The following is a 7,914-nucleotide window of genomic DNA, read 5'->3' on the forward strand; positions in this document are numbered from 1 at the left end:
GTGGGGTCGGGATCGCTCGAGACCTCGGCCTGACTGCCAGCGTGATCGAAACCAGCGAGGACGAGGTCCGCGGCATCAACACCAAGGCGCAGCTCGCCGAGGCCGAGACCGTAATGCAGACCCGCTTGCGCCAGGCCGCGATGGCGGCGGGAGTGACGCTGATCGCGCCGGAGACCGTGTATCTCGCCGCCGACACGACGTTCGGCAAGGATGTGGTAATCGAGCCGTTCGTAGTGATCGGCCCCGGCGTGTCGATCGCCGACGGAGCGGTGATCCATTCGTTCTCGCACCTTTCCGAAGCAAGAATCGGCAGTAAGGCGCAGGTCGGTCCCTATGCGCGGTTGCGGCCGGGAACGTCGCTCGGCGACGGTGCCAAGATCGGTAATTTCGTCGAGACCAAAGCCGCGCAGATCGACGCCGGTGCCAAGGTCAATCACCTGACCTATATCGGTGATGCCCACATCGGCGCGTCGGCCAATATCGGTGCCGGTACCATCACCTGTAATTACGATGGCTTCGACAAGCACAAGACCGAGATCGGGGCGGGCGCCTTCATCGGCTCGAATTCGTCGCTCGTCGCGCCGGTCAAGATCGGTACCGGCGCCTATGTTGGCTCGGGTTCGGTGATCACCAAGGACGTGCCGGACGACGCGTTGGCGGTCGAGCGCAACGTGCAGACCGCCAAGGACGGCTGGGCCAAGCGCTTCCGGGACGCCAAGGCGCGGCATCGCAAGCCGAAGGCGCATTGAGGCTGCCGGTTTGGCTTAACCTTGTGTCAAATCGCAATAATTGTTGACTACCAAGGCTTTCACAGAAGCCGCTAGAAGTCGGGAGCGTCGGCAGGTCGCCCGGCGAACTGGGGATTATTCAACCGCATGTGCGGCATCATCGGAATTCTGGGACGTGGACCGGTTGCTGAGCAACTGGTCGATTCGCTGAAGCGGCTCGAGTACCGAGGCTATGACTCGGCCGGGGTCGCAACGCTCGAAGATGGCGAGCTTGTGCGCCGCCGGGCCGAAGGCAAGTTGAAGAATCTCGAAGCGGTTTTGCAGCGGCAGCCACTGGCTGGCCATGTCGGGATCGGCCACACCCGGTGGGCGACCCACGGCAAGCCCAACGAGGCCAATGCGCACCCGCATGCGGCGTCGGGCGTCGCGGTCGTGCATAACGGCATCATCGAGAACTTCCGCGAGCTGCGTGACGAGCTCGAAGGTGGCGGTGCGACCTTCGCCAGCGAGACCGACACCGAGGTGGTGGCGCATCTTGTCAATTCGTTTCTGGCCAAAGGGCTATCGCCGCAGGACGCGGTGAAGGCGGCGTTGCCGCGGCTGCGCGGCGCGTTTGCACTGGCCTTCGTGTTCAAGGGCTATGACGATCTGATGATCGGCGCCCGCAAGGGCTCGCCGCTGGCGATCGGCTATGGCGACGGCGAGATGTATCTCGGCTCGGACGCGATCGCGCTGGCGCCGCTCACCGATGACATCAGCTATCTCGACGACGGCGACTGGGTGGTGCTGACCCACACCAGCGCCGAAGTCCGCGATGCCAACGGCGACGTCGTCAAGCGCGACGTGATGAAGTCGGGCGCGTCGTCCTTCGTGGTCGACAAGGCGAACTATCGCCACTTCATGGCCAAGGAGATCCACGAGCAGCCGGAAGTCGTCGGCCACACGCTGGCGCGCTATCTCGACATGGCGAGCGAGCGGATCGCGCTGCCGATGAAGCTGCCGTTCGACTTCAAGGATGTGCAGCATCTGTCGATCACCGCTTGCGGCACGGCGAACTACGCCGGCTATGTCGCCAAGTACTGGTTCGAGCGGTTTGCGCGGCTGCCGGTCGAGATCGATATCGCGTCGGAATTTCGCTACCGCGAGGCGCCGCTGCGCAGCGGCGATCTGGCGATTTTCATCTCGCAGTCGGGCGAAACCGCCGACACGCTGGCGGCGCTGCGCTACGCCAAGGAGCAGGGGCTGCACACGCTGTCAGTGGTCAACGTGCCGACCTCGACCATTGCCCGCGAGAGCGAAGTGGTGATGCCGACCCTGGCCGGCCCCGAGATCGGCGTCGCCTCGACCAAGGCGTTCACCTGCCAGCTTACGGCGCTGGCGGCACTGGCGATCGCGGCGGGACGGGCGCGCGGTACCTTGACCGATGACGACGAAGCCAAGCTGGTGCACGGCCTGATCGAATTGCCCCGCCTGATGGCTGCGGCGCTGACCGACGAGCCGCAGATCGAGCGGCTGGCGCGCGACATCTCCAAAGCCCAGGACGTGCTCTATCTCGGCCGCGGCACGTCGTATCCGCTGGCGCTGGAAGGCGCGCTGAAGCTGAAGGAAATCTCCTACATCCACGCCGAGGGCTACGCCGCCGGCGAGCTCAAGCACGGCCCGATCGCGCTGATCGACGAGAAGATGCCGGTGGTGGTGATCGCGCCTTACGACCGGGTGTTTGAAAAGACCGTCTCCAACATGCAGGAGGTCGCGGCCCGCGGCGGCCGGATCATCCTGATGACCGACGCCAAGGGCGCCGAGGAGGCGACCGTCGAGTCGATTGTGACGATCGTGATGCCCGACATGCCTTCGGCGTTCACCCCGATGGTCTATGCCATCCCGGTGCAACTGCTCGCCTACCACACCGCCGTGGTGATGGGCACCGACGTCGACCAGCCGCGCAATCTGGCGAAGTCGGTCACGGTGGAATAGGGCTTTCACACGCCCAGCGGCCCCGGCGCGAAACGTTCGCAGCGATCTGCCGAGGCATCCGGCAAGTTGTCGCGGCCGGCGGGCTGTCCACACCCGGCCGGTTGTTGGCGGCTGCCGAAGCCCTTATATCTGGCGGCGTTGGCAGAACGCCGAAGTGGCGCGATCGAGCCTGGCCGGGTCGGATCGATCGCTTATCCCCAGGGCGCTCTGCTACAGTGAACTTCGCGTCGGGGCTTCGGCCGCGACATCCGTAGCACCGACCTGGACTGCCGATGACCGACCAGCTTCCGACCCCGACCGGTGATCTTCCGCCGGACCCGCCGCGCGGCGTGATGGGGCGTCTCCGCAATTACTTCCTGACCGGCCTGATCGTGGCAGGACCGGTGGCGATCACGTTCTACCTGACCTGGTGGTTCGTGAATTGGGTCGACGGCTTCGTGCGTCCGTTGGTTCCGCCGGATTACCGCCCGGAGACCTATCTGCCGTTCGCCGTGCCGGGCTCCGGCCTGGTCGTGGCGTTCGTCGCCCTGACTTTGCTGGGTTTCCTAACCGCCAACCTGATCGGCCGCAGCCTGGTCGATCTCGGCGAGCGGCTGCTCGGCCGGATGCCGGTGGTGCGGGCGATCTACCGCGGCCTGAAGCAGGTGTTCGAGACGCTGTTCTCGGGCAACGGCAACAGCCTGAGGAAAGTCGGCCTGGTCGAGTTCCCGTCGCCGGGGATGTGGTCGATCGTGCTGATCTCGCTGCCGCCGAACCAGGAAGTCGCGACCAAGATCCCGAGCCAGGACGAGCACATCTCGGTGTTCCTGCCGTGCGCCCCGAACCCGACCACCGGCTTCTTCTTCTACGTCCCGCGCAGCAAAGTGATCCCGGTCGACATGAGCGCCGAGGAGGCCGCGACGCTGATCATGTCGGCGGGCGTGGTGCAGCCTGGTTCCGATCCGCAGAAGAAGATCGCAGCGCTGGCAGCGACCGCGCTGGCAGCCAAGAAGGTCCGCGAACCCGGCGAGCCGGAATCGGCGTTCTCGCGCCGCCGCGTCACCAAGGCGCCTGACAAGGTCGATTAAGCTGGCGTCCGACCGATGGGGTGACTGCGCGTTCGGGGGCGCGTCAAGGTGAGCAGATCGCCTTAATGACACCTCTGTCGCGGGACTGCGGTCACTCCGCGTGCATCATCAACGCCTCGGCGAGAAACAAGACCGCGCCGTCGGCGGACTCGTGATCGGCAAGGCAGAGGTCCAACGGGATGCGCCTTTCTCCGCCTTCGCTCAAGCACAGCTCGACGAGATCGCCGCGTTCCAGGTCGCCTTGGATCGAATGACGAGGCAGCCAGCTGTAGCCGAGCCCCTCGCGGACGACGCCGAGCACGGAGTCGATCGTGCTCATGTGCCACGCTTTGCCTCCGGTTTGCCCCTTCGTGGGAGCTGACAATTCGAGATCCCGAATCTCAATCCGTAAGTGTCTCGCCAAGGTCGCCCGGCTGATCGGGCGGGTTCGATGCGCGAGGGGATGGCCTTTCGCGGCGACGGCAATGAGGTCGACATCCGCTACGCGTTTGCCATACCGCGCGCCAATCACCGGCTGGGCGATTGCGATGTCGTAAGTTCTGTCCGTCGGCTCCGGCATCGGCAGGCGGACCGCTTCACGGAGACGAACATCGACGTGCGGATGGACCTCGGCCAGACGGCGTAAGGCGGCCAGCAGCCTGGGTTTGGGAAAGACGCTGTCGACCAACAGCCGGAGCGCTACGCGCTCGCCATGCCCCACAGCCGACGCCCTTTGTTCGATTCGCAGGAAATCGTCGATGAGGGGTTCGACTTCGGCCAGAAGCGCTCGGCCCGCCTCCGTGAGGACAGCTCGGCGGCCTTCGATTTGAAGAAGCTGAACGCCCGCCGCGTGCTGCAGGTTGGTGATGGCGTAGCTGATCGACGATTGACTCCGATGCAGCGTCTCGGCCGCTTGCGCGTAGGTGCCGAGTTCGACGACCGCTCTCAATATGGCCCATTGCTCGACCGTCGTTTTCGGCAGCTGGGCCATGGTCGCCTCCATTGTTCGGATTATTAGATCATAATGCACAAAAATGAAGATTTTTCATTCGATTTTTCAGATGCAATGATCCGGCAGATGCAAACAGGAGCACGATATGTCTCAGGTCAGTGAATCCCTTCATCCCGCCGAACTGGTCGATTTTGTCGGAAGCCATTTGATTTACACGTACGACAATGGCTGGCAGTACGAGCTCTACGTGAAGGACGAGAACACGATCGATTACCGGATTCACAGCGGTATGGTCGGCGGACGTTGGGTGCGCGACCAGTTCGCGCACATCGTCCGGCTGGGCGAGGGCATCTACAAGATTTCCTGGGACGAACCGACGGGAACTTGCGTCAGCGTTGCCGTCAATCTGCCCAAGCGCAAACTGCACGGCGTGATCTTCTTCCCGGACTGGATCGCGCGCGATCCCAAGAAGACGGTTTGTTTTCAGAACGATCATCTCGATGCGATGCGCGCCTATCGAGATGCCGGACCGACCTATCCCAAGCTGGTGATCGACGAATTCGCCACGATTACCTTCATGGAGCGGCGTGACCGCGACGATCAAAGCGTTATTGACTGCCCGCCGGAGAAATTGCCGTCCGGCTATGCCGATCGCCGCAACTGAACAACTGAACCTATGACGCCGGCGCTCGATTCTGCTTTTCGTAACCGGATCGAGCGTCGTGCACGCGGGGGGCTGCTCACCTAACTCCCGAGATGGCCCTCTAACCGGCTCCCAGCAGCGGGATCGCTTCGTCGCGTTCGTAGAGATACAGCAGGCAGCGTAGCGCCTCGCCGGACGGGCCTTCGAGCTTGGGATTGTCTTTCAAAATCCGCAGCGCTTCGTCGCGTGCCTGGGTGATAAGCTGGGCATGGACTTCGGAACGGGCGATCCGGTAGCCGGGCAGGCCGCTCTGCCGTGTGCCGAGCACGTCGCCTTCGCCGCGCAGCTTGAGGTCTTCCTCGGCGATCCGGAAACCGTCGGTGGTGTCGCGGATCACCCGCAGGCGCGCCGCCGACAGCTCACCCAGCGGCTCGCGATACAGCAGCAAGCACGTCGACGCCTCGCTGCCGCGGCCGACCCGGCCGCGCAGCTGATGCAGCTGTGCCAGGCCGAACCGTTCGGCGTTTTCGATCACCATGATGGTGGCTTCAGGCACGTCGACACCGACCTCGACCACCGTGGTAGCGACCAGTACGCTGATCTCGCCGCGCGCGAACTGGCCCATCACCAGGTCCTTGTCGCTGCCGCGCATCCGTCCATGCACCAAGCCGACCTGATGATCGCCGAACCGCTGCCGCAGCGACTCGTAGCGTTGCTCGGCGTCCGTGAGTTTGACGTTCTCGGATTCCTCGACCAGCGGGCAGATCCAGTAAACCCGCTTGCCGGCGGCAATCGCGCGGCCGATGCCGTCGATCACTTCCGGCAGCCGGGTATCGGACAGCGTGCGGGTGTCGATCGGCTGCCGGCCGGCGGGCTTCTCGCGGAGTTCCGAAACGTCCATGTCGCCGAAGTAAGTCAGCACCAGCGTCCGAGGAATCGGCGTCGCGCTGAGCACCAGCACGTCGACATCGGCGCCCTTGCTGGTCAGCGCCAGGCGCTCGCGCACGCCGAAACGGTGCTGTTCATCGACGACCGCCAGCGCCAGAGATTTGTAGATCACGTCGTCCTGGATCAGCGCGTGGGTGCCGACCAAAAAATCGATCTCGCCGCTTTCGAGCCGCGCCAAGATCTCGCGGCGCTCTTTGCCTTTCTCGCGGCCGGTGAGAATTGCGACCTGCATCCCGGCGCGTTCGGCCAGCGGCGCGATGGTCTTGATGTGCTGGCGCGCGAGGATTTCCGTCGGCGCCATCAGCGCCGCCTGCTTGCCGGCTTCGGCGACCGCCGCAGCCGCCAGCAGCGCCACCACGGTCTTGCCGCTTCCGACGTCGCCCTGCAGCAGTCGCAGCATGCGCACCGGCTGGCGTAGATCTTCGGCGATCGCCGCCGCGGCCTGCTGCTGTGAGGCGGTAAGTGCATAAGGCAACGCGTCGATGATCTTGTGGCGCAGCCGACCGTCGCCGGCGTTGCGGCTGCCGGCCGGGCGGCGGAGCTGCGCCCGCACCAGCGCGAGCGCTAGCTGCCCGGCGAGCAGTTCGTCATAGGCGAGCCGCGACCAATACGGTCCATCGGGCAGAATGTCGGTCGGCTGATCCGGGATGTGGACGTGCTTCAGCGCTTCGGCGAATGACGGAAACCGGCAACGCCGCAGCACCCCGGGGCTGATCCATTCCGGCAGCGCCGGCAGCTTGGTCAGCGCCTGCGCCACCGCCCGGCGCAGCGAGCCGATCGCCAGCCCCTCGGTCAGCGGATAGACCGGATCGATCTGCGGCAGCTTGGCAAAGGCCTCTTCGTCGACGACACGGTCCGGGTGCACGATCTGCAGCGTGCCGTCGTAGAGCTGGCCGGTGCCGGAGACGTAGCGCTTGGCGCCGACCGGCAGCAGCTTCTGCACATAGTCCGGCTTGGCGCGGAAGAACGTCAGCACCACGTCGCCGGTGTCGTCGCTGGCATAGACCAGATGCGGCGCGCGCGAGCGGCCCGGCGGCGGCGCGCGGTGGCGTTCGACCGTCACTTCCAGCGTCACCACCGTTCCCGGCACCGCGTCGCGAATCTTCGGCCGGGCGCGCCGGTCGATCACGCTGCTCGGCAGATGCAGCAGCAGATCGGCCAGTCGCGGGGTATCGTCGCGGTCCAGCAGATAGCGGAACAGCTTGTCCTGTTTCGGTCCGACGCCGGTTAGGCTGGTGACCGGGGCGAACAGCGGATTGAGCAGAGCAGGGCGCATCGAACCAAGCGGGTGGATGGGCGGTTGCCCGCAGGGTTGGCTGCATTTGCGGCCGATTGCAATGCGCCAGTGCGGGCTGACAGCGGCGATCCCGGTCGCTATATCAAGGCCGCCCGGCACGTCCGGGCTTTTGGCGTTGAGGTGGATTTCGACATGACGGGCACCACACGGTCGAGCGGCGGGCTCGACGACCGCCGCAAGCGGCTTCTGTTCCGCTGCTGGCATCGCGGCACACGCGAGATGGATCTGATTCTCGGCCAGTTCGCCGACGCCGAGATCGGCACGCTCTCGGAGGCGGAGCTCGACGAGCTGGAACGGCTGATCGAGGGCAGCGACCACGAGCTCTA

Annotated in this window: 7 protein-coding genes; 5 read left to right on the forward strand and 2 right to left on the reverse strand. The window is 65.0% G+C overall.

Going from position 1 to position 7,914, the window contains the following annotated elements; translation table 11 throughout:
* From DYI24_RS16475 to DYI24_RS16485, 3 genes are all read left to right on the forward strand, one after another.
* Window positions 1–749: DapH/DapD/GlmU-related protein (locus tag DYI24_RS16475; RefSeq protein WP_283810867.1), on the forward strand; the 749-nt coding region annotated here is incomplete at its 5' end.
* Window positions 750–875: 126 nt separating this feature from the next.
* Entirely contained in the window at window positions 876–2,702 is a 1,827-nt protein-coding gene (glmS, locus tag DYI24_RS16480; protein ID WP_164573068.1) for a glutamine--fructose-6-phosphate transaminase (isomerizing), read from the forward strand.
* Window positions 2,703–2,974: 272 nt separating this feature from the next.
* On the forward strand, window positions 2,975–3,769 hold the full coding sequence (locus DYI24_RS16485) for a DUF502 domain-containing protein (RefSeq protein WP_164573069.1): 795 nt from the start codon (window positions 2,975–2,977) through the stop codon (window positions 3,767–3,769).
* A gap of 91 nt (window positions 3,770–3,860) precedes the next feature.
* Here the strand turns inward: DYI24_RS16485 and DYI24_RS16490 are convergent, their stop codons facing one another.
* Complete coding sequence (locus tag DYI24_RS16490) at window positions 3,861–4,739, reverse strand: LysR family transcriptional regulator (RefSeq protein WP_164573070.1); 879 nt, start codon at window positions 4,737–4,739, stop codon at window positions 3,861–3,863.
* Between the two features lie 106 nt (window positions 4,740–4,845).
* Here DYI24_RS16490 and DYI24_RS16495 point away from each other — a divergent pair, with 106 nt between their 5' ends.
* On the forward strand, window positions 4,846–5,364 hold the full coding sequence (locus DYI24_RS16495) for a phenolic acid decarboxylase (protein ID WP_164573071.1): 519 nt from the start codon (window positions 4,846–4,848) through the stop codon (window positions 5,362–5,364).
* A gap of 100 nt (window positions 5,365–5,464) precedes the next feature.
* On the opposite strand, the gene recG is transcribed toward DYI24_RS16495, so the two are convergent.
* Window positions 5,465–7,567: an ATP-dependent DNA helicase RecG gene (gene recG / locus DYI24_RS16500; RefSeq protein WP_164573072.1), complete on the reverse strand. Its 2,103-nt coding sequence runs from the start codon at window positions 7,565–7,567 to the stop codon at window positions 5,465–5,467.
* A gap of 153 nt (window positions 7,568–7,720) precedes the next feature.
* Between recG and DYI24_RS16505 the strand changes: the two genes are divergently transcribed.
* The coding region (locus DYI24_RS16505) for a succinate dehydrogenase assembly factor 2 (protein ID WP_164573073.1) at window positions 7,721–7,914 on the forward strand (194 nt) is incomplete at its 3' end.

It is taken from the genome of Rhodopseudomonas sp. BR0C11 (assembly GCF_010820945.1).
Classification (GTDB): Bacteria; Pseudomonadota; Alphaproteobacteria; order Rhizobiales; family Xanthobacteraceae; genus Rhodopseudomonas; species Rhodopseudomonas palustris_H.

What these genes read in the sequence shown, in the direction of transcription:
- glmS (WP_164573068.1), top strand. Translation starts at nt 876, where the DNA reads ATGTGCGGCATCATCGGAATTCTGGGACGTGGACCGGTTGCTGAGCAA.
- DYI24_RS16485 (WP_164573069.1), top strand. Translation starts at nt 2,975, where the DNA reads ATGACCGACCAGCTTCCGACCCCGACCGGTGATCTTCCGCCGGACCCG.
- DYI24_RS16490 (WP_164573070.1), bottom strand. Translation starts at nt 4,739, where the DNA reads ATGGCCCAGCTGCCGAAAACGACGGTCGAGCAATGGGCCATATTGAGA.
- DYI24_RS16495 (WP_164573071.1), top strand. Translation starts at nt 4,846, where the DNA reads ATGTCTCAGGTCAGTGAATCCCTTCATCCCGCCGAACTGGTCGATTTT.
- recG (WP_164573072.1), bottom strand. Translation starts at nt 7,567, where the DNA reads ATGCGCCCTGCTCTGCTCAATCCGCTGTTCGCCCCGGTCACCAGCCTA.